We start from the raw sequence: 22,349 nt of genomic DNA on the forward strand, positions 1-22,349 counted from the left end.
CAAGGTCTGCCGCACTTGCTGCACTGCTACTTGACGAGCTGCCAGTGGAGCGGGGTGTGCAGTGTCAAAGGGTGGGGAGCGTGGGCAGATTGAGCCACTGCGCTACAAGCCTTAGCAGGCTGTTGAGAAACAGCCTGCTACAGCGGCCCCGGGCCGACCGAGCTAAAGGGCCGGCGCAATCGACGGCCGATTGGGCCGCCCTGTAAGACTGCTCACCGTTTCGAGCGCGGCACAGGGGTCTGTCGTTCATGTGATTCGGACTGAACGATAGCTCAGGCGAGAAAATATGAAGCGATGGCGACAGAGCGCAGGTTGCGGCTGGTCACCAAGTCGGGACGTCGTCGCTGCAGGCTCTCACCCTCTAGCAGGCTGCTGAGACCTCGATCCAGGAGGTTTTCAGCGCAACCCTTCGACAAGCTCAGGGAGCGCCGTCCATGGCGCGCTTGTCAGGCTGCTGACTAGCCTCAGCAGCTTCCTAGAGCAAATCCTCATTTCCTCCACACTCGCCTGACACAGTAAGCGCCATGTGCCGATCTGGCGACAGCCATGCCAGTCGGATACCAGTCTATCGACAGGGGTTTACCGTGCAAGCCAGTCCGATTTTCCTTGTTCCACTTTCTCGTCGCTGCCTTCTTGCAGCACTCGCGCTGGTACTCTCACCCTTAGCGTCCGCTTTCACGGCCACTGATGGCTGCACCTCGCCCTACGTGATTGCCGACGGTGACGTCGATGCGCTGCGCGCGGCGATCATCTGCGCGAATGGCGACGGAGTGGCCAGCGTTATCGAACTCGCCACTGAAGGCGAGTATGTATTTAGCGAAGCCGACCCGACAGAGGGAACTAGGGCGCTGGTCGAAATCCTGAATGACGTTTCCCTGACCATAGCCGGCAATGGCAGTACGCTGTCGCGCGATGCCGGAGCCGCCAGCAATTTCGGACTGATCTTCGTCGGGACCGACGCCAATGCTGTCATCTCTGATTTGACGCTGACGGGCGCAAGGACGGGAGGCACGGATAAAGGAGGCGCAATTCAAATCCGCGGCAGGCTGGAAGCCACAGGCCTGCACGTGCTGGGCAACCATTCGAACGATGATGGTGGTGGCATCGCGGTCGTGGATGGCGGTGAAGCTGTCATCGAAGCCAGCGTCATCGAAGGCAACACCACAAGCAGCGCCGGTGCGGGGATCGTCGTCGATCCGACGAGTTCACTCTGGTTAGTTCGCTCGACAGTGAAAAATAACGCCGTGCTAGGTGGTGGCAGCGGTGGCGGTATTGCCTCCCGAGGGCTATCGCGAATTATCCACTCGACGATCACCGACAACACCCTGGAAGGTGCCAGTGCAAGGGGCGGTGGGGTTGTCGCCAATAACGTCACGTCGGACATCGTCATTGTGAACTCCACCATCGTCGACAACTACTCGGCGGCGGACGGGCAACAGGTGCGTCGATCAAGTGGTCAGCTAAGAGTTTACAACTCCATCCTGAGCGGAACGGTCGGCGATGGCATTGCTGAATGCAGCAACGTTACCGCGCTCGAAAATACCTTTGTAACCGACGGCACCTGTTCGGCGACTTCCAGCGGCGCGGTAGGGTTCCTTGACACAGGCGTGGCCATCAACGGAACCGAATTTCTTCCCCTGGACGGAACAGCGGCCAGCGTTCTCGACTCCGCCAGCCCGAATTGGTTGGACGAGAGTGTCCTTGGATACGACATGAACGGCGATGGCGATACCGCCGATGATTTTGCCGACGAGCTGGATCAGTCCGGCAAACCTCGTCTGATTGGTGCGGGCATAGATCTGGGTGCGGCGGAATACGTTTGCGGAACGGGTACTGCGTTCTATCCGATTTCCGAAGAAGAACTGGTGGCGGCGGTCGTCTGCGCCAATACCGACGGCACCGCGAGCACCATCGAATTGAGCCCGAAGGTGTATTCATTCGCATCCGCGGTGTCGGGCACGTTCAATGCATTGCCATCCTTCGCAGCCGATGGCGACCTTGTCATCAATGGAAATTTCGCCACCTTGGAACGGTCGGCGGATGCAGCGGAGGAGTTTCGGATACTCGAGAATCTGGCCTTGGCGACAAGCTCGATTCACGACGTGATTCTGCAGGGCGGACACCTCTCCGGGGATTTCGAAGACGGTGGCGGCGTCCTCAACTATGGAAACCTGCAACTGTCTGGCGCTCTGATTCGAAACAACTCAGTTGTCGATGATGACGTGCAGGGTGGCGGCATTGCGAATTTCGGACAATTGCTTGTGCGGCAAAGTGCTATCGTGGGCAACACGGTTTCCGGAACAGACACCCTGGGTGGCGGGCTATCGCAAAGCGGTGACGAGACGGTGTCCGTCCTGGTCAATACGACCCTCTCCCAAAATGCTGCAGATGGCGGCGGCGCAATAAGTTCCGGTGGCCCTGGGGCTGTACTCGCGATGGTCAACACGACCCTGGCGTTCAATACGGCGAGCGAAGGTGCCGGGGAAATTTCCTTATTCCTGACCGATGTGCTTGCCTACAACGTCATCGTTCAAACGGCATCGGCCGTAGGATGTGAAGAACGCAGCGGCTTTGGCTCATTCCCCTCGCTTAACGGAATGTCCAACGATTCGGCATGCAACGCCACGCTCACAGCGGATGCGCAGTTGGGGGGCCTCGCTTCGGACGGAGCGTTTCAGTATTACTACCCGCTCACCGGCAGCAATCTTGATACTGTGAACACCGGATCCAGCGTGTGGCTCGACGAGTCAGAGATCGGCTATGACCTCAGTGGCGACGGCGACACAGACGATGACCTCAGCACCGGTACCGATCAGACGGGAAGCGCGCGTGTCCTGTGCGGCGAAGTCGATCTGGGTGCCGTGGAGTATTCGAGCTGCGATGCGACTTACGCGTTGACAGGTACGCTTTCAGGGCTCGCAGATGGAAACGAGGTCAAACTCGTGGCGAATTTCCCTGCGAATGTGACGCTGTCCGCGAACGGCGCCTTTTCCTTGGCCAACTCCGTGCCCTACGGAACGTACTATGAGGTGACTGTCGGGACGCAGCCCTCCGGTCCTAATCAGACTTGTACGATCACTAACGGCACCGGCACCGTGGGTCCCGCGGATGTAGCTGACATTCAAATCCAGTGTGTCACCGAGCAGTACACCGTTGGCGGTACCGTGTCGGGCCTTGCATCTGGCAGCAGCGTGCAACTCCAAGTTAATAATGGGGACGACTTGACCATCTCGGCGGACGGCCCGTTTACCTTCGCCACGGCCCTCGACGACGGCTCCTCATATGCGGTGACCGTGCTGACTCAACCCACTTCCCCGGCTCAGACCTGCACCATCGCCAACGACGTTGCAACGTTGACGGGATTCAACATCACCAACGTGGCAGTCACCTGCGAGATCAACCGTTATTCCATCGGAGGCACCCTAACTGGACTGGCCAGCGGCACCGTGGTTTTGCAAAACAATGGAAGCGATGATCTGACGCTTTCCGCCAATGGTGCGTTTGCCTTTGCAACGCCGCTGGAGCCAGGAGCTTCGTACGACGTTTCCGTTGCCACCCAACCCGCAATGCCTGACCAGACATGCACCATCGCGAACGGCATGGGAACGCTGAACGAGGCGGACATTGTCGACGTGATGATCACCTGCGTCACCGACCAGTACACCGTTGGCGGCAGCGTGAGCGGATTAGCGGACGGCAATAGCGTCGTTCTGCAGAACAACGGCGGCGATGATCTGGAGATTGCAGCGAATGGGTCGTTCAACTTCGCAACACCCCTAGATGACGGGGCGAACTACCTGGTAACCGTTGTTCGGCAGCCAGGCAATCCCAGTCAGAACTGCAGCGTCGTTGGTGGCTCGGGAAGCCTCGCCGGTAGTCCGGTGACCAATATCCAGGTGGACTGTGTCAACGACAGCCTTGACCTGACAGTATCCATCACCGATGGGATGGTCGCGGTCCAGCCGGGCGACTTGATCACGTACATGATCGAGATCCGCAATCTCGGTCCGACCAACGCTCAGAACGTCGTCGTGCAAAGTGCGTTGTCTCTGGCGTTGAGCGACGTCGAATGGGAATGCCTGCCCGGAACGGGTGCGGCCTGCCCTGCATCTGGAGTGGGTGAGATTGACACCCTTGTGGATCTGGACGCTGGTGCTTCCGTGGCCTTCGTCCTGACTGCGCAAACGAACGCTGATTTCCTAGGTGCAGTGGAAAGCAGCATTACCGCCAACGCACCCGGTCTGACGGAACTCAACCCCGACGACAATACTGCGACCGATATTTCGGCGACGGATCTGGTGTTCCGAGACGATTTCGAGTTGCCGGCTGGAGACGTCAAGGCATGGCTGGAGAGGGTGGTTCTCGAGTAGGTGGTCGTCGTCGAAGATAACGCATGAGTCATTGACCATCAGCGCACCAGCAAGTAGGGCGGGCCCCGGCGCGCCGGCCCGCCGCTCTACACGACCGGATCACGTAAGGATCAATCTGTGGGTGTCGCAACGTGTTCGCGCCTCCCCGCTGGATTCGCGCATCGTCGATTGGCCCGCGTTCAAATTGTCAGTATGAGTGGCAGGTTAAGTGTGTGTCGACCGCAATGATGGCGGGCCAGGGCCTGAGGTCTCCCCACTTTTTCTTAGCCGTTCTCTGGGCTTCGCTGCGCTCAGCGCCAGCCTACATGAGCCGCTTTCGCGGCGTTGGGTGCGTCAGAGACTGCTACTGTGTAGTGTGCGAGCGTTGCGGCCAGGATGGCCGATCAACCAGATCCAGTGGGAATGCGGCGCGCGGGGGACGATCAGCCCGCAGGGACGCGCACACGATGTGCGCGTGTTTTTCGCCAGTACAGGGAGGTGCTGTCGAAAAACCCGGCCCTCGCGTGCGAACCTGGAGGTCAGGAGCCCGGAAGGCGCGTTCACTGGGTGGTTTCTTTGGGCCGCACTTTCTTTGCCACCAAAGAAAGGTGGCTCGGGCCGCCCGCAGGGCGGAACGAAACGCTCTTGCTTGCTGCTTCGCTATAAGTGAATGAATTGATTGTTAGTTTTCTGGGGAGACCTCAGGCCAGGGCCCGCCATACAGCGCTGGATACCGCGCAAGCGTTTCGGTCGCGCGCTGGTGTCCCTCCCGATGAATGCTTGCGCCGATTGACGACCTATGCATGCCTATCGGCACGGGTCACGAGGCGCCCACTCCTATTCAATGCCGCCCGGTTCCCGCTTATCAGGTCAGGTCAATGCACATACTTCAGAAAGCTGGCGGCGCAGCTGCGATCATTAATGCGCTGCTGTATGTGATCGGTTTTGCGGTCATGGCTACCGTCCTTAATCCGGGCAGCACCGAAAGTTGGAGCGCAGCCGAAAGACTTTCGTTTGTGCTGGAGAGGAAGGTCCTGTTTCAGGCCTGGACCACGCTCATCTACGTCGTATTCGGCCTGGTTCTCGTCGTGCTCGCCGCTGCTTTGCACGAGCGGCTCAAAGCCGCCTCGGCCCACCTCATGCAGATCACCACAGCGTTTGGATTGATCTGGTCTGGCCTTGTGATTGCCAGCGGTATGGTGGGTAGCGTGGGTCTTGAAGCGGTGGCTTCGCTCCATGCCACCGACCCGACACGCGCCCTGTCTACCTGGACGGCGATTGGCGCGGTTCAAAACGGACTCGGCGGCGGCGTTGAAGTGGTCGGCGGGCTATGGGTTTTGCTGATTAGCCAAGTGGCTCGTGGTGCACAAGGACTCCCAAAGGCGCTTGCCTACTTTGGCTTCGTCGTCGGCATTGCCGGGCTGCTCACCATTGCGCCACCGTTAGCTGAGCTTGGCGCCGTCTTCGGTATCACCCAGATCGTGTGGTTTGCTTGGCTCGGCATGGTGATGCTCCGCCGCCCAATCGCCAACTAATCCACTGGAGGGGCAACCCAAAAACAAACGGCCGACAAAGTTGGCCGCTGTTCCTCCCCCCCGGAGCGCAGAATCCCCGCCTCCGGCGGGGTCTGCGTTGTTGCAACAGTGTGTTAACCCGGATATTTCATGAGGGGGCGCGGATGATCACCGAGGACTTTGCGTCGAGTGCAAGGCGCGACGAGCCCAAGTGGTGGGCCCACTTGGGCGAGATCGGGACGCAGTCCCGCGTAGCTGCGACAGCAGCCGAGCGTAGCGAAGGCGCAGGCTACGAAGTAGCCGTTGCTGCGTAGCAGCCGACCGAGCGTAGCGAAGGCGCAGGCTACGAAGTAGCCGTTGCTGCGTAGCAGCCGACCGAGCGTAGCGAAGGCGCAGGCTACGAAGTAGCCGTTGCTGCGTAGCAGCCGACCGAGCGTAGCGAAGGCGCAGGCTACGAAGTAGCCGTTGCTGCGTAGCAGCCGAACAACGCGGCAATCGGCGCAAAGGACCTCAGGGCAAATGCCCTGGCGCAGCGGCCGAATGAGGGCCGTGCCAGCGCCGAAAGATCGCGAACACTCTGTTATCTCAACACCATCGGTCGAAACTCTCGCCCCGCTTTGCTTCGAACTCGCGCTCCTGCACCTGCTCGACGTAATGGCGCATGCCTTCGCCGCGGGCGTAGTCGTAGGCGAACTTGAAGGTGTTGAACCAGTTGATGTGGATGCCGGCCAGGGTGATGAACTGGTACTTGCAGCCCAGTGCGGAGAGCTCGTCCTGGAATTTGGCAATGGTCTTGTCGTCGAGGTTCTTTTTCCAGTTGAAGCTCGGCGAGCAGTTGTACCTGAGCAGCTTGCCCGGATGAGCGGCACCCACCGAGCGGGGCGCTCGAGGCCCTGCTCGCACCTTGGCGGAAGTCGCATCTTTTGGCGTTCCCCTGATCAGCACATGATCAGCCGAGGAGCAGCCAATGCGACGTTACTGGATCTTCCCCCTGTTGGCGGCCGTCTTGGGCTATGCCAGTTTGTCCAGCATCGCCGCCGCGCCCAGTCAGATCGATGACATCAACACCTTGCGCCATTTGAAGCAGGTGCTATGGCCACAGGCGTATCGCACCCAGGATGTGCAGCTGCTCGACGGCATTCTGGCCGATGAGTTCCAGATGATCGATGCTGACGGCGTTTGGTCGAGCAAGGCCGAGGAACTCGAATACATCCGTACCACGCCGCCGAACTACCACTCGCTGAGTTACGCAATCAATCGCATCGAAGTGTTCGAGAACGGCACTGCCATCATCGCTGGCCAGGGCACTATCCGCGGCGAGGGCAACAATGGCCCCTATGTACTGACGTACCAATCCAGCAATGTGTTGATCAAGCGCAACCAGGCTTGGCGGGCCATTGCCTCGCATGTATCCGGCGTGGAGCACCAAGCGACGCCGAAATCCAACGCGGCGTCCAATCGCGAGTAAGCTGTCGGTGACTTAGCAAGTACGGAGTCTGCACCCGTGTCCGGCATAACACCGGAACAGCTATTCCAGACCGGAGGCGGCGCGCGGTCAGTGCTGGAGGCTGAGCAACGCCAATGGCATACCCTGGTTGGCGAACGGGTTGGGGTGTACGTGTTGCGCGAGCTGATTGGCGAGGGCGGCATGTCGGTAGTGTTCCGCGCCGAGCGCGGCGATGGCACCATTGAGCGTCAGGTGGCGATCAAGTTCCTGCGTTTGGCCCAAACACCGGAACAGTTGTTGACGGAAGCGCGAGCCGTATCGTCATTGCGACATCCCAATGTGGTGAGTCTGCTCGATGTCGGCCGCTGGCGCGAGGGCATTCCCTACCTGGTGCTGGAGTTGGTCAGCGGGCGCCCTCTTAACACCTACATTGCCCAGCAACGGCCAGCGCTGCAGCGCCGATTGCAGCTTTGGCTTCAGGTGGCCGATGCGGTTGCTTGCGCTCACCGTCACTTCATCGCTCATCGCGACATCAAACCGGGCAATGTGCTGGTTGACGATGATGGACAACCGCGCTTGCTTGACTTCGGAATCGCCAGGGCACTGAGCGAGACAGCGGGTAGCCAGGTAGATTTGGGCGCCGGAAAAGGCACGCCGTACTACGCCGCGCCCGAAATGCTGCTCAGCGAGGAGTCCGACTATGACGCGGCCCAGGCAGACCAGTTCGCACTCGGTGTATTGCTGGCCGAAATGCTGCTTGACGAACGGCCGCCTCGCGCTGAACATGACGGTTCAGCGCTGACCTCCTTACGCAGCGTCTGGGATGGCTGGGGCGAGCAGCGTCGACAGCGACAGTTGGCGCATCTGGGCGGGTTTGCCCACTGGACCCGACACAGCCTGCGGTGCGCCTTTTCCGATATCGTCCATCGCGCCACCCAGGTCGAACCCGCTCGGCGCTACTCGGATGTCTCGGCGCTAATCGACGACATGCGCGCCTGGCAGGAATTCCGTCCACTGCGGGCCAGGCCGCGTGGCGCTGCCTATCGCGCTGTCAAATGGCTGCTGCGCAATCGCTGGGCCAGTGTGGGAGCCCTGCTGCTTGCGGTTGGCGCAGGCGCCTTTCAGCTCAACACGTGGCGGCTGCAACAACAAACGCTAGCCGCGCTGCAGGTCGCCGAAGCGCAGCGCCAGCGCGCCACAACGGTGAACCAGGTGCTGATGGAATTGCTGACCTCGGCCGATCCCGGCGAAAGCGGGCAGCGCGATATCAGCCTGCTGCAGTCCATAGAGCGCAGTGCGCCGATGCTCGACCAGGCATTGCGTGATGAGCCAGAACTCGAAGTGACCCTGCGCCTTACCCTCGGAACCATTTACCGCACAGTCGGGTTGTTTGATCGTGCTGATGCCAGTCTGCAACGCGCACTGCTGCTGCTTGAAGCCAGGGCTGCTTCGCTGCAGGACGAACGGCGTCTTGTGCTGCTTGAACTTGGCCGCCTGCGCGAGGACCAGGGTGAGATGGGCGAGGCCGAAGCCATGTTTCGCGCTGCGCTGGGTGATCCGACCCTGCCAAGTGTGGATGAGCACTGGGCGGCGGTGGAGGCGGCGGATGCGTTGGCCGCGCGCCTGGCCCGCCGCGCCGCGTACGACGAGGCAAGAGCATGGTTTCTACGCGCTGACAGCACATCACGTAAGCTAATAGCTAAGAACGGGGAGCGCGATACGCTGGCCGCTGCGGCCAATCACCATGCACGCGGCGCACTTGTTGCCTACCTGCTCGGCGAGCTCTCCTTGTCCGAGCAGCGCGCCGAACTGGCTCTCGGCTACGGACGTCGGGCGTATGGTGAACGCAGCCTGCAGGTGGCAAACATCCTGGTTCAACGTGCACAGTCGTTCTACCAGCGCGGCGACTATGCCAGGACCGAGGCGGATGGTCGGGTGGCGATGGCCATCTTTGCCGAACTGTTGGGCGAAGCGCACCCGAAACGGGCGGATGCCGCCTACATGCTGGGTCAGGCTCTGAAAGTTCAGGGCCACGACGCCGAAGCCGAACAACTCTATACGCTGGCCCTGAGCATTCGGCGCCATCAGCAAGGTGCCGATCATCCAGAGGTGGCGCGGATCCTCACCATGCTGACCTATTTGCTCTACGACCAAGGGCGCGCCGAGGAGGCGCAGCGCGCCAGCGCCGAGTCGCTGCGCATCTTCAAGCAAGCGTTAGGTGAAACCAACCCGCTCACCCTGCAGGCCGAACAGTTGAATGCGTTGTCCATGGCGCTCGACCATAACGCTGACTTTGTTGCACTCGACGCCCGCATGCAGTCAGTCAATCGCAGCATGGCCGAGGTGCATGGGCGCGACAACTACCGCAATGGCTACACCCTGCGCCTGTATGCACGATTTCTGCTCTGGCACCGGCGTCGACCGGATCTCAGTCTGCCGGTAGCGGAACGTGCTATCGAGGTGCTGGCGCCACACGTCCGGGATGGTGAGTACGCACTGATTGACTTGCGCTTGTTGCACACGGAGTCACTGATCCGATTGGGCCGCACCGACGAAGCGATTCCCTTGTTCGAGCTGGCCTTCGAAAACGCTGCGCCACTGTTGAAGACGCAACGTCATCTTTGTGCGCAGCTGCAAACGATTCAGGGCTTGCTGGGGGCGCAAACTCGGAAGCTGGTGCCGAGTGTCCTCGATGAGGATTGTCCTGCAATCCACCATTAATCTCATGGGTCTGGCGGATCCTTGCCGATCTGACGTTGATATCAGCAACACCAAATGGCAGAGAGCAGGCATGTTGGCGCCAGCCCCCGCAGCAGACGCAACGACCGTTCACAAGACCCTGTTCGAGATCATGCGAGCGCGCTGTCACCCTTTGCCTGCCCAGTACGCAAGGCTGGATCTGCAGCTGCGCTTCAGCCGCGCCCAATTTGAACGCATCCGCGGTGGATTCCTCCCGCGTTCGATGGACGATCGCTGGTTCGCCTATATGGAGGACAGCATGCTCCATCTGCATCGCAGCTGGAGCGGGTTCTGCGTGTTCACGACCCGCTTTGCTGCGGAGGGTGATGGATTTCACATGGTGGAAGCACGGGTCAACCGCGATCCTGGACAGTACCGCCAGATCAATGCCGACTACGACGCCCACTGTCTGCGGCGGTTGATCGAGGTGCTGTTGCTGGCACGCGTTCCGCCATCCGGCCCATCGCCAGGGCGGTGAGGGCTTGGCGGAATTCGCGTCGATCCGCGTTTCAAGACCTGGCAGGCTGCTGGGACTACTCAGCGCGCTGACAAGGCGCCGCAGCCGCTCGCGCCGAGCATCCAGCACGGGGCTGTTCAGTCTCGGTCGGTGCATCCTCGTGCACGAAGCGGTGCCGGTAACCCAAAGGATTTACTCATGTCCCTGCGCCGCAAGTTGTTGTTCGCCATAGTCTTCGCCAGTGGTTTGGACGCGGCTACCGCCGTTGAGGTCGATCCGGTTCGCCAGACAGCCCTGAACCAGCAGTTGGCACGCATAGCCGTGTTGCGTTCCGAGCGACCGCGCGACGGCATGCTGGTGTTCGTCGAGGCGATGACGCTAAGTCAGCTCGGCCGCCGCGAGTTGGCGTTGTCCAGGTTGAGTGAGTTGCGCGATCGAGGGCTCGGTCTGCTGCCGACACAGGGCGGCGGATTTGACGATCTATGGGCCGATGCTGAATTCCAAGCCTTACGTAGGCAGCTCGCCGACGAACAGGTGAAGACTGCCGATGCGCCGGTGCATCTGCGTCTGGACGATCCCAGGTTGATCCCTGAAGGCATCGCCTACGATGCTAAGCGTCGACGCTACTTCATTGGCAGCATTGCGCAGAAGAAGATTGTCAGCATCGATGTCAGCGGACAGGCCAGCGATTTCTCGCAGCCGGACGACCAGCTCGACCAAGTGTTGGGTTTGCGCGTGGATGGCGCACGCGATTGGCTTTATGCGATCAGCACTGGCGTCTCCGATGCCGAATCAACCGGCCCCAGACGCAACAAGGTTCTGCGTTACCGGCTCAGTGACGGGCGCCTGGACCAGCGCTTCGATGTCGCCGATGCGGTGCAACTCAACGATGTCACCACCGATGCTGACGGCAACGTTTATTGCACCGACTCAGGCAGCGGCACGCTGTACAAGATGGCGGTCGACGCGACCAGTTTCGAGCGCTTTGGCGACGTTGGTGGTGTGCGCGGTGCCAATGGTCTTGCGGTAGCAGCCGACGGAACGCTCTATGTCACCCTGTCGCTGGGCATTGCGCGCCTTGACCCGCGAACCGGCGCTGCCGAGCGCCTGCCGCAACCCGATGATGTGGTCAGCGGTGGAATCGATGGTCTCTACTGGAAAGACGGTGCATTGCTTGGCATCCAGAATTGGACCAATCCCGGTCGCGTCATCCGACTCGAACTTGCGGCGGACGGAAAGCGCATCAGCGCATTGCGCGTACTGCAGTCCCATCATCATGGCGCCTTCGCCGAACCGACTACCGGGGTCATCGTCGGCGACAAGCTGATGGTGATCGCCAATTCGCATGTTGCGCAGTATCAGGCCGGCAACGGGTTCAAGAACTCCGAGACGCTCAGGCCCACGGAAGTGATTGCTGTGCCCTTGAGGTGAGTTCGAAAAGACTACTCGCTGCCTCGCAGCGTCGAACACGCCAGCCGGCTTGCCCAGGGCAGCGAGCCGTGCACTGACGCTATCAAGTCAGGGCAGCCCGGTCGCCGCCTGCCCGGGAACAGCAGGAAGACCTTGTTATCGGCCTGCTACCGACTGCACGCCCTTCGCGCCGTGCGCAACCTCAAGCCAGCCCCGTGCCGACGATCGGCTGGCGGAGCTGCGCCGAACTGGCGTTATCCCTGGAAAGCCCGATCGCACCTGATCGACCCAAGAGATCCTGACAATGAACAACCTTCCATTGAAACGCGCATGCCTGGGGTTGTGCGCCCTGATTCCGTTGTCTGCGTGGGCCAATGACCTGCCCTTCGCTGACCCGGTGGTGTTCTCTCCGGCCGAATCCGCAGCCAATTCCCTGGTCGCATTCGACTACAAACGCGACGGCGATCAGGACCTCTACTACCTTGCCGATGGCCAGGCGATCTTGCTGCAAAACACGCAGACGGGCTTCAATCGCGTGGAACTCGCCAGTGGATTGGCGCAGGCGGCTACTCTGCAGCCTGCCTTTCTTCGTCCCGGCATGCGTCGGCCCGACCTGTTAGTCGGCATTCGGGGTCAGAGCAGCAGCGGTACCAAGGGCGGTTTGCGATGGCTGCAGAACGATGGCGCCGATGTGCATAGCAGTTCCACCATCGTCGAGTTCGATACCAGCACCGTGGTGGCGCCGGTGGCTACGCTCGACGTTGATCGCGATGGTCGCCTGGATATCGTGTTTTCCAGCAAACGCAGTGGCAGTCCGGCCACCTACCGCATCGCCGTGTATCTCAATCGCGGTGACCTCAACGCGCCATCGTTTGAGCTGGGCTGGGAAACAACCTCGCCCGGTGCTCAAGGTGCGGCTGACATCCTGGTCGGGGACTTCAATCGCGACGGCTGGGAAGACTTCATGGTTGCCGGCTTCGACAATGATCGCGTCGCCTGGTACCAGAACACCACCTCGGGTGCCGGTGCCAGCTTCACGCAACATCAAGTTTGGACAGATTCGCTCACCGCAGCACTGGCAGACGGTCCCTATGCACTGGGCGTGACCGACTTCAATCGCGACGGTGCGCCTGACCTTGCGGTGGCGGCGTTCCACGCTGATCGAGTAGTGGTCATTCCCGGTTCGGGTCGAGGCGGTAGCTTCTTCTTCGATCGCTCGCGAATCCTGGTTGGGCCGCAGACCGCCGACGGAGCGGTTGACCTGTCCCTGCATGATCTGGACCAGGACGGCCTGGATGAGATCGTCGTCACCGCCTCCGCAGCCAAACAGAACGTTGTGTATCGCTACGCCGGGAGCTCGCTGCTCAGCCAAACGCTGACCGCCACCGCTGCTGGCTTCCCGATAGGTCACGCCCTGGTAGATACCGACCGCGATGGCGATCTGGACATCGTCTTCGCCGACTTCAATGGCGGCGATATCAAGCTGCGCAGCAATACGGCGACACACCGCTCGGTCATGTACCCGGCATCCGGCAGACGCGCCCTGGCGCTTCCGGCAGCGGGCTATTCGGCAGACTTCGCCTTTGCAGACACCAACTCGGATGGGCAGCTGGACTATGCAACGGTGACCGGAGCCGGCGCCAACGCCTACCTTCGCGAGATGAGCCCAGAGCTTGTGCCGAACGATGTGGTAAGCATGGGCAGCGGCGGCACCCGGCTCAGCATGGAGAGTCTCGCTTTCGCCGACTTCGATCGCGATGGTGATCCCGATCTGCTGGCGGCGTTCAGCGACACAGTGAGACTGGTTGCCTCGCCCAACCTGCCTGCGGGTTCATACCAGGTGTTGGCACTCAGCGGCGGCGCCAACAATGTCGCGGCGGCCGACATCGATGGCGATGGCGACGTAGACATCATCGAGTCGCTGTCGACCGCTGGCATTCGAGTTCGCCGCGCAAGTTCTGACACGCCGACCTACGATCTGCAGACGATCGCGATCTCGCAGATCGCTTTCGACATGGAAGTGGCAGATTTCGATCGCGATGGAGACGTCGATGTCGTGTATTCCAGCAAGGCGGGCGCCTCGGCGGACCCGGTGCAGCTGCGTCTATTGACCAACAACGGCTCCGGTGCATTTACCGAGTCCAGTCTTGCCGTGCCTGCTGGGCGCGAGGCAGGGCGTATTGAACTGGCCGATGTCGATGGCGATCAACGCATCGATGTCATCTGCGGCGGACGCAATGTCATGAAGCCGTTCTGGGTGTCGGGCGCCCCGGGGCATGCCTCCTCCGACATTGATAGCGCCGCGCTGAGAGGAAATCTCGACGTGCAGGCAGCGGACGTAGATGCCGACGGCGATCTCGACATCTTCATGAATGAGAGCTACTTGGACGGAACGTCTACGAGGTACAACGTGGTGCTGTACGAGCAGCAGCTCGGCGGCGGCTTCCTGCGGCGCGACGTTATTGCCGGTGCAGACGGTCTTGTGGCGACCAAGATCGCAGACATCAATGGCGACGGTGTGCTGGATACATTCAATGGCAGGAACCTCAGCGGCCAGTTGCTGGCATTGGGCGAGTCGGCTCAGGTGGCCCTGCCAGCCTCCGATGCTGTGACTGCGCCGCCGGCTTCATCCGCCCTGGTGGCGCTTGCACGCATCGAGGCGATCCACCTCGGTCGGCAAGGCAATGCCGCCGCGCAACTGCAGGAAATCGGCGTGGATCTGCTGGACGTCGATCAACAGCCGATCGCTCTGGGGTCGATACAGGGCAGCCTGCAGAGCCTTAGCATCTGGCTCGATCAGGACGGCAACGACAGTTTCAACCCGCAGGCCGATCAGCTGCTGGGATCAAACAACCTGAGTCAACGACCGTTGCTGATCAATGCAGGCGCTCTCATTCCGGCAGAGCAGTCGAACTCCTTGTTCGTTGTGGCCCACTTCACGCATCAGGCTGGTGCAGAAGGCCTGGCATTCAGACTGCGTATGGATCCACAGGACGCAACGGCTGCCCACAGTGAACAGGGCACTGCGCTGGATATACTGAGCGGTACCTATACCAGCAACCCGATTGTTGCGGTCAAGGCTGCGCCCTATTTTGAGCTACCGGCCAGCGTTTCAGTGGACGAATATGCCCCGGCCCAGCAAGAGCTGTCCGCGGGTGTCGTGGCCAGAGACCCGGATCAGCCGCAATCCAACCTGGGATTGCTGTTTGAAGTGATCGGAGGAGCCGGCCAGTCGAAATTTGGAATCAATCCTGCCACTGGTAAGTTGCGCTTGCTGTCGCCCCCCATTGTCGAGGGCCAGTCATATAGCCTGCTGATCCGGGCGACCGATGTTGACGGGCAGAGCGCCACGGCCGAGCGAACTGTTCAGATCGTTGACGGCAATGACCCGCCCAGCCCGGCCAGCGGCACATTCAGCATTGGCGAATACGCCCCCAACGGCACCGCGCTTGGCGATATCGATGCCAACGACGGCGACGGCGGCGCCCCCGATGCCAACATCACCTACCGTTTGAGCGGCGAGCACGCGAGCACCTTTCGCATCGAGGTCAATGGCCTGATCAAGCTGCAGGATCGAACCGGCCTGCGCGAGCAGACCAGCATTGACTTGCAAGTGATTACCGACGACGGCAACTCCAGCACCGAGGGCACAGTGACTATCACCGTGCTGGACGGAGACGATCCGCCCACGTTCACTGTCACGGGTCCGTTTATCGTGCCGGTGGGCACGCCGATGGGCGCCCTGGTCGGACAGCTTGAATGGACCAATGATGATCCAGGTGGTGCCGACATCGATATCACCATCGCCGGCGGCAACGGCGCGCCCTACTACGAAGTCAACAGCAGCAATGGCCGGATCACGGTGAAGGACGCCAGTGGCTTGCAGGGCCCGGCCACGCACACGCTGCTGCTGAATGTCGAGGAGGCTGGCGCGCCCACCATTGCCTTTGAAGTGACCGTTATCGTCGGAGAGCGGCAACCGCTCATCTTTATCGGCGGTTTCGAAGACTGACAGCTCTCCCTCTCCGCCAGGACGCCCTGAGCGTGTGGCCTGGCGGACCAATACTTTCCAATGGACGACCACAATGCACAAACAGCAGTTCTACAAGATTGGCGTTATGCTGGGCCTGGTTGGACTCATCGCTGCGGGTCAAATGAGCGACGGTATCGCCGCCGAGCCCGTCCTTAACCATGAAATCCAGAACGCTGCTGGTTCTGCGATCAGCGCATGCACGGCTTCCCTACGCCGAGCAGAAAGGCAGTCGCCTGCGGAAGCAGTTTCAGAAAGCGATTACCAGAAGTACGTGCTGAGCATGGATAAGGCCCGAGCGCTGTACCCGGATGTCGATCAGTACTCAGGAAAGATCATGGGCCGCGTACCCAAGGAAATCCTTCCCCCGTGTCAGGCGCTGATGCAGCGCTATGCCGCTGGCGAGGGCGCGGCAAGTCTGAGCGTAAGCTCGATCTGCGCCCGCAATGTCGAGGCGCGACTAAAGCCAATTCTGGATCCTAACGGCGAGTACCAGCGACGCGGTGATACTCGGGTGGTCTGGTTTGCCCGCAAGGACCTGGAAGCGGCGCGCAAATATTGGTCAGCCGGCCGTGAAGGGTATCAGGTGGCTGGCACCCGCTGCGCCACCAATGATCGTTTCAAGCAGGGCGCGACAGAACTGCAACAACGCATCGATCAGGCCGCGGCCCTGGTGGTGGAATGGGAAGCGAAGAAGAATGTCGAGTTCGTCGGCATTCGCGGCAGCAATGAGGTGGTGTACAAGCGCCGCGACAGCGGTCAGGAGCTGACCGCCGGCGAAGCGAATCAGATCTGATTGACGGGCTACTGAAATGCCACGCGAAACCGCCTGCTAAGGCAAAGGTGGTGCGGTTCTGCAGTTGCAGGCGTGTCGCGAGCCGGTCGTACGATTGAACGAACAATCCTGCATGCAGCCGCCTCAGCATGCATCGGGCGCTGTTTTGCGGCGCAGAGATCTTCCGTCGCCACGCATTCGGCGTCGCGCCAGCCATGCTCGCGGCTTTGCCAGTCTCGGGCACGCCGCATTCGCGCCCGCCTTCCCCGCGCTGTCTTCCTCGGCCAATTGATTTTTAATTGGCCGGGTCAATGAGCAGCCCAAGGATGGGCTGCACGCGCGCAGCGATGCAGTCGCTCCGCAGCGTCCGCGCGTACGGGCATGCTCGCCGTGAGCCTGTCGAACGGTACCGGACGCGCGGGACTTGAGGTTTGAACAGGATGTTCAAACTTCAAGTTGCCGAATCAATAGTTTGGCGGACTTGGTAAAGGAACGCGTTTCATCACACTGAATGCCTGGCCCACGCGTTGGCGGGACCGAACTCAAAATCTGTGATGGAACGACGTAATGAACAAGTTGCTGAAGTCTGCAGCACTATCGCTATGCGCCTTGCCGGCGGTTACGCTGATCGCGCCCACCGCGTCGGCGGTCGAAGTGCCTTATGCAGCGCCCTCCGATCTGGTGACCAATCAAGGCGTTATGGACGAACTGATTGGCCACGATCACGACCACGATGGTGATATCGATCTCTACTATGCACGCAGCAACGGCGCCATCATGCTGCGCCGGCAGAATGCCAACGGCACTTGGTCCGCGTTCACCTTGCACACCAGCAGCGACGATGTCCGTGGCCTGGTTCCAGCGACCGTGCTCGGAACTGGAAAGCGCCCCGATCTGCTGCTGAGCGAAGTTGCCGGGAACGGTGGCGGCGTCCGCGTACTGAAGAACGATGGTGCCGACAACTACAGCTCGACAACGGTAGCCTGGGCAAACAACAACATCGAGCACGTCGGCGCGGCGGTAGGCGACTTCAACCGCGACGGCCGCAACGATATCGTGGTGTTTCTGGAAAGTCCGACCCGCAATGAGCGACAGGTGCTGGTGTATTGCAACTACGCCGAACCGGTTCAGTACTTCGATGCCTGTTTTGGCCACCTGTTCACCGAAGTACGCGGTAATCCCAGCCTGGTGGTGGAGGATTTCAACCGCGACGGCTGGCCCGACTTCGCCGTGGTCGGCGATCAGACGGGCAGCGGAAAGGTTCATGCCTACCGCAACACCAGCGCTAGCGGCACGTTTGGATTCAACGCCACGGAAAGCTCGACCTGGTTTCGCGGCGCCAGCGACCTGATCGCGGCTGACGTCGACCGCGACGGCGCGCCGGATCTGCTGGCAACCCTGCCGGCGAGCGGCCAGGTTCGGGTCATAACAGGCCCGCCGCGAGGCGCAAACTATCTGTTCGGCGAGGTGTACACCCTGCCCGGTAGCGTCGCGGGCGCGCGTGCGCTAGAGGCTGCTGATCTCGACTTCGACGGTGATCTTGATGTCGCGGTCGCTGCGGAAGACGCGGGCCGCACCGTCTGGTACGAGAACGATCGAGTCAGTGGCCAATGGCTGTCGCGCAACCTGCAGGCCGTCGCCGCCAGCGACCCGAATGGCATTGCGGTCGCCGACTTCGATCGCGATGGCGATATCGATATCGTCACCACCCGCAGCGGTAGCGGCTCCTTGCAGATCGAGCGCAATATCGACCTGCACCGTAGTGTGGTGTTCGGTAGTCGCGAGATTGTCTCCAGCAATCATGTCAGTTACGGTCCGCGGGTGTTTGACGTCAATCGCGATGGCCGCAACGACATCGTGGCCAGCGCCCGCTTGCACGGCAATGCCAACACGACCTACCAGGATGTGTTCCTGCAGCAGGCCGATGGCAGCCTGAGCAATGTCGGTCGTACGGTCAGCAAGTCCCAGCCGGTTGGCGCCGGGCTGGCGATTGCCGATATCAATCGCGATGGCCTGCCTGACTGGGCTTTTGCGCAGAACGTCAGCGCCGGCGCAGAACGCCTGCTGCAGGCTGCCAACGGTGTTCCCGCGCTGGATGGAAGTTGGGCCGGTGCCGCGCGTGAAGCCTTGCTGGTCGACATCGATCATGACGGAGACGTCGACTTCATCTCCAACTCGCCAACCAGCGGCGCCTTGACCCTGTTCCGTCACACCGGCGTCGGTGCCATCTATGGCGCTGCGGAATCATTGAACACCGATGATGCCTGGGATCTGGCGTTGGCCGATCTTGACCGCGACGGCTGGGTCGATCTGCTCTACTCATCACGTAGTTCCGCCAGCAGCGTGCCGACCCAGATCGCCTGGATGCGCAATCTCAACGGCGTGCTGCAGGCGCCGGAAGGCTGGAATACCGGGGGGCGAACCGCAGGTCGGATCGATATCGCCGACATCAACAAGGATGGGACTCTGGATGTGGTGGCCTCGGGTTCGATGTCGGGAGCCAATGGTGTGGAACTGGGACGGCCGTTCTGGGTGTCGGGCGCCAGTGGCCATGCGATTACCGATATCGCGGCACAGGATGAGACGCGCCCGCTGCTGGTGGATGCCGAAGACATCGACCACGATGGCGATGTTGACGTGCTGCTGACGCCGGGCGGCAGCAACGCCTTACCCATTCTGTATGAGCAACTATCGCCGACCAGCTTCAGGCGCAGCGAACTCAATGGCCCCGCGGCCACGCTGTATTCTGCCAAGTGGGGCGATCTCAATGGCGATGGCTGGCCCGATCTGCTGTGGTCGGGCGTCGGCCTCGGTTTGCGCTGGGCAGCGCTGGATCACGGACAGTTCGGGCTGTTGCCCGAATTCATAGGCAGCCCGCAGCCGGCTAGTGGTGTGGCCAGTGTGCTGCTGAAAGTCGATGTTGCGCATCTAGGGCGGATTGGCGAAAGCGCCGCACAAATGCAGAGCATCGTGGTTGAACTACTCGATGCCGCCGACGACAGCCCGCTGACAGCGGCCGAAGCACAGTCGATGTGGACGTCGATGGAGCTGTGGCATGACCTCAATCAGGATGGCGTGTTCAGCATGACGGCGCCGCCTGATCAGCTACTCAGCAGCCACAACCTGAGTTCCCCCGCGCCGCAATTCAGCTTTAGTCTGCCGGTGATAGCGTCATCGCCCAAGACCCTGTACTTGGTAGCACGCTACACCGAGGCGGCAGGGTCCTTGCCCTGGAAGGCCAAATTGCGAGTGCGCTCCGAACTGGCAGCGGCAAGGCACAACACTGCCCTGTCGGCGCTGCGCATCTTGCCGATGAACTATGTCAGTGCGGCGATCGATGTGGTCGACACGGGCAGCCCGCCGGTGTTCACCGCCGCGGGGCCGTTCACCATTGGCACCGCGGCCACCAATGGCAGCCTGGTGGGCGACATGCAGGCGCATGACGGTGACGGCGGCGGCAACGACGTGGGGATTACCTACAGTATCGTCGGCGGCAATGGCGCCTCGCTGTTCTCGATCGAAGCCGCTGGCGGCCGGCTGCGCGTGGCCAATGGCTCGGCGTTAACGCCCGGCACCCGAATCGTACGGGTGCGCGCCAGCGATGCCAGTCAGTCGACTGAAGTCGATGTTAGCGTACAGATCAACCCGACACGGCCGCCGGTGTTCACCCACTTTGGTCCCTACAATCTCGACGAGTACGCCAGCAACAATCAACTGGTCGGCGACGTCAACGCGCACGACGGCGATGGCGGTGCTGCCGATGTTGGCATCCAGTACAGCATCCTGAGTCAACCCTCGCCAGCACGCTTCAGCATCGAGGCGACTACCGGTGTCATCCGCCTGGGCAATAACACCGGCTTAGCGCAGGGCCAAACCTATACCATTACCGTTGCTGCCCACGACGGTGCGGCACAGGCGCCGCGTGATGTGGTGATCAATGTGGTCGATGGCAATGATCCGCCCGTGGTGATCGACGGTGGTCCATTTGCCACGTACATCCCGGCTCAGATCGGCGACCTCGTCGGTGATATCAATGCCAGCGATGGCGACGGCGGGCCTCCCGATCAGAATGTCGCCTACGTTCTGATCGGCGGCAGCGGTGAGCCCTACTTCGCGGTCGATCTGCAAAGCGGTGTGATCACCCATGCCGCACCCGCGGGCTTGCAGAGCGGCAGCTATGAACTGCAAGTGCGGCTGGTTGATGGGCCCTGGATGCAGACAATCAGCGTGCTGATTCAGGTCGAACAGCAGCCGGTCGTCGGGCCGCCCGTTTTCGTTGACTACGGGCCGTACTCGTTTCAACTCGGCACCATCAATGGCGGCTTGATCGGTGACATCAATGCAATCAGCCGGGTCGGCGGTGCGCCCGATGAGGGCGTCACCTACGCCCTGCAGCCGATCGGTTCGTATCGCCATTTTGCGGTGAACGCGGAAGATGGGCGGCTGATGCTGGCGGATGGTAACGGGCTGCGGGCAGGCGATCAGTTGCGGATCGATGTGGATGCCATGTCCAGCGGCGGCACCACTCGGCAGCGCATCGGTATCAACGTGGTCGGTAGCGGTAGTGAACCGATCTTCGTGCAAAGCGGTCCGTTCGATGTCGACGAGTACAGCCCGGCCGAAGCCATCGTCGGTGATGTCGATGCGCAGATTGGAGACGGCGGCACACCTGATCAGAACATTAGCTACAGCATCGTCTCCGGCACGGCGAACGCGTTGTTCGAAATCGATGCCGACTCTGGGGAAATTCGCTTGTCGCGCAGTGCGGGCCTGCAGCAAGGGCAAATCTACAACCTGCGCGTACGCGCCACCTCCAGCCAGGGCGGTAGCAGCGAGGCGCTGGTTCAGATGTCGATCGTCGACGGCGATGATGCGCCGGTGTTCATCGCCAGCGGACCGTTCAGTGTGCGCGTTGGCGCTGCGAGCGGGGCAGTAATCGGTGATGTCGATGCCGTGGATGGAGACGGCGGAGCCGCTGATCACCACCTCAGCTACGCGCTGACTGGCGGTGCCGACATCGCTCGCTTCAGCATCTCGGCGACCGATGGGCGGCTCACGATTGCCAACAGCGATGGCTTGGTCGCCGGCAGCACGCTGCAGCTGTGGGTCAGTGCCAGCGATGCCCGCAGCACGGTACAGACTGAGGTGTCGATCGCGATAACCACGGCCAATGCTGCCCCGGTGTTCGACCATGCCGGACCTTACCAGGTGCAGTTGCCGATCCAGAATGGCGCCGTGGTGGGCCAGTTGCAGGCACACGATGACGGCGGAGTGCTGAGCTATCACCTGCTGGGTGGTAGTGGTGCGGCGCTGTACTCCCTGGACTCCGCCAGCGGGATGATCCGAGTACTCGATGCTCAAGCGCTGACGGCGGGTCGCGTCGACAGTTTGCTGGTCGAGCTGCGGGACGGCGAGCTAAGTGCCAGCGCGTCGGTGCAACTCAACGTGCTCAGTGCATCAGGCGGCCGCGTGTTCCACAGCGGCTTCGAGTAGCCATGCTCGCCGGGCTCGGTCGCGGCGCGACCGAGTCTCCGCGCCGCGCTGGCGGACTCGCTTCGATAGCACGTGTTCATAGTCAGAAGAGCCCTGCAGCGCGTAGGGCCGGATAACGATGCCGGGCCGGCCTCA

At 61.3% G+C, this 22,349-nt stretch carries 9 protein-coding genes and 1 pseudogene; 9 read left to right on the forward strand and 1 reads right to left on the reverse strand.

All coding sequences use genetic code 11. The features are described 5' to 3' along the window. Positions 1–584 precede the first annotated feature (584 nt). Both IFO71_RS22515 and IFO71_RS15075 read left to right on the forward strand, forming a co-directional pair. The gene (locus IFO71_RS22515; RefSeq protein WP_192030482.1) at positions 585–4,370 is read left to right on the forward strand and encodes a DUF11 domain-containing protein; all 3,786 of its coding nucleotides are present in this window, start codon (positions 585–587) and stop codon (positions 4,368–4,370) included. Positions 4,371–5,227: 857 nt separating this feature from the next. Continuing rightward, positions 5,228–5,884, forward strand: a complete 657-nt coding sequence (locus IFO71_RS15075; RefSeq protein WP_192030483.1) for a DUF4386 family protein — start codon at positions 5,228–5,230, stop codon at positions 5,882–5,884. Between the two features lie 597 nt (positions 5,885–6,481). On the opposite strand, the pseudogene IFO71_RS15080 reads toward IFO71_RS15075, so the two are convergent. Then, positions 6,482–6,742, reverse strand: a pseudogene (locus IFO71_RS15080) (isocitrate lyase); the annotation flags it as partial. Positions 6,743–6,830: 88 nt separating this feature from the next. On the opposite strand from IFO71_RS15080, the gene IFO71_RS15085 reads away from it, so the two are divergent. The 7 genes from IFO71_RS15085 (at position 6,831) to IFO71_RS15115 (ending at position 22,214) form a co-directional block, all read left to right on the forward strand. Next, positions 6,831–7,331 carry a nuclear transport factor 2 family protein gene (locus IFO71_RS15085; RefSeq protein WP_192030484.1) on the forward strand — a complete coding sequence of 167 codons (501 nt, stop codon included), beginning with the start codon at positions 6,831–6,833 and terminating at the stop codon, positions 7,329–7,331. Positions 7,332–7,367: 36 nt separating this feature from the next. Further along, positions 7,368–10,031, forward strand: coding sequence for a protein kinase domain-containing protein (locus IFO71_RS15090; RefSeq protein WP_192030485.1), 2,664 nt, complete (start codon positions 7,368–7,370; stop codon positions 10,029–10,031). 70 nt (positions 10,032–10,101) lie between these two features. Beyond that, on the forward strand, positions 10,102–10,527 hold the full coding sequence (locus tag IFO71_RS15095) for a hypothetical protein (RefSeq protein WP_192030486.1): 426 nt from the start codon (positions 10,102–10,104) through the stop codon (positions 10,525–10,527). 177 nt (positions 10,528–10,704) lie between these two features. Beyond that, positions 10,705–11,937 carry an SMP-30/gluconolactonase/LRE family protein gene (locus IFO71_RS15100; RefSeq protein WP_192030487.1) on the forward strand — a complete coding sequence of 411 codons (1,233 nt, stop codon included), beginning with the start codon at positions 10,705–10,707 and terminating at the stop codon, positions 11,935–11,937. 283 nt (positions 11,938–12,220) lie between these two features. After that, positions 12,221–15,928 carry an FG-GAP-like repeat-containing protein gene (locus IFO71_RS15105; RefSeq protein ID WP_192030488.1) on the forward strand — a complete coding sequence of 1,236 codons (3,708 nt, stop codon included), beginning with the start codon at positions 12,221–12,223 and terminating at the stop codon, positions 15,926–15,928. Between the two features lie 73 nt (positions 15,929–16,001). Next, positions 16,002–16,742, forward strand: coding sequence for a hypothetical protein (locus IFO71_RS15110; protein WP_192030489.1), 741 nt, complete (start codon positions 16,002–16,004; stop codon positions 16,740–16,742). A 546-nt stretch (positions 16,743–17,288) separates the two neighbouring features. Beyond that, positions 17,289–22,214: an FG-GAP-like repeat-containing protein gene (locus IFO71_RS15115; protein WP_192030490.1), complete on the forward strand. Its 4,926-nt coding sequence runs from the start codon at positions 17,289–17,291 to the stop codon at positions 22,212–22,214. Positions 22,215–22,349 lie beyond the last annotated feature (135 nt).

Origin of the sequence: Pseudomarimonas arenosa, assembly GCF_014841215.1 — a bacterium.
Lineage (GTDB): Bacteria > Pseudomonadota > Gammaproteobacteria > Xanthomonadales > Xanthomonadaceae > Pseudomarimonas > Pseudomarimonas arenosa.